Genomic DNA, 1,195 nt, shown 5'->3' with positions numbered 1-1,195 from the left:
CATCATCACATTGAGATAATGCTTTTTCAACAGCTTGAACTTTAAACTCTTGTGTAAATTGACGTTTCATTTTATTTGCCTCTGCTAAATGTTAGAGGCGACAACTATCCTGACACAGGGGGCTAGTTTAAAGCAAAGCTTTAAACTTTGATCATGTTTGAATGGTTATTAAGGGCAGTAATGAGCGAGAAATAGTTAGTCAAAAATCTTAATGTCTGAAGTCAAGATTTGACCCTCGACTTTTCATCACCTCATTTTTACAGCTACCACCGGTAAAAAATCTACCTTTTTAATAGCCTTACACAAACAATTGTATTTAAAGTAGTTACTTATATTACCGTTGCTATTTTTTGAGGTGGTAAAATGGTTTAAAAAAGCTTTTGGTTTTCATTTTAAATTTTTAATTACTGCATTTACTAAAGCGATGGCGTTTTTCCTCCTAAGTCAGAAAGTGAGGACACTTTCCCCTTTTCTGCCTATTGTTAAAAGTGTTACGGTCAACCCCATCCGACTTAAAGTTAATACTCGCAATGTGTTACAGGATTTGTTATTAGTATTAAAAATAAATAAGAGGACATACATTGCTCATAAAAAGAGGAAAGTGTCCTCTGATAAAGTTGTTATGTGTATAGAGTATGAATCGACCACCGCATCATGAAAAAGTCCATGACCTAGTATTAATTATTGTTAACGCTGAGAGTACAGAAGTTGAGTGGGCAGCATATAATCAAATTAAAGAAATTTGTGATACCCATGAGTGCACTAAGTTAGATCATCCTTTTCAATGGGAAACACTTGGCGATTTCACTCATAATAATCCTGATAAGGCACTTGTTTTTTATTTTAAAGCATTAAAATTAGCTAAACGCTCAAACTTAAACGAATATATTGCATCTATTAATTTTGCCATCGCTGAACAATATCAAGAATTGGCTAACTATAAAAAGGCTTGGGAGTTTGCTAATTCTGCTAATGTAGCTGCTAAATTGAATCGCCCCGTGTTTGCCAGAGACTCAATAACTTGAGAAACTGGAACTATGAAAAAATCAAATCGCTATACATCAGAATTTCGTGAACGTGCAATTAGGCTTGTTACCACACAACAGCATGAATACCCTTCTCTTTGGGCTGCGCTAGTATCGATTTCAGATAAACTGGGATGTACCCCAGAAACACTTAGAGCATGGGTCAAGAA

Annotated in this window: 2 protein-coding genes; both read left to right on the top strand. The window is 35.1% G+C overall.

Annotation, left to right across the window (positions count from 1 at the left end):
• The first annotated feature begins 635 nt into the window (after positions 1–635).
• The gene (locus BCG07_RS00040) at positions 636–1,025 is read left to right on the top strand and encodes a hypothetical protein (protein ID WP_286887892.1); all 390 of its coding nucleotides are present in this window, start codon (positions 636–638) and stop codon (positions 1,023–1,025) included.
• Between the two features lie 12 nt (positions 1,026–1,037).
• Positions 1,038–1,195 (top strand): transposase (locus tag BCG07_RS00035; RefSeq protein ID WP_244152508.1); only part of this gene is annotated, 158 nt, incomplete at its 3' end.

This window comes from Pseudoalteromonas sp. ESRF-bin5, assembly GCF_002632075.1.
GTDB classification, from domain to species: Bacteria; Pseudomonadota; Gammaproteobacteria; order Enterobacterales; family Alteromonadaceae; genus Pseudoalteromonas; species Pseudoalteromonas marina.
Note: the sequence above shows the minus strand (reverse complement) of the source record. Positions and strands in the feature narration are given on the sequence as shown.

Coding starts and splice junctions, on each gene's coding strand:
- BCG07_RS00040 (WP_286887892.1), top strand. CDS start 636: ATGAATCGACCACCGCATCATGAAAAAGTCCATGACCTAGTATTAATT.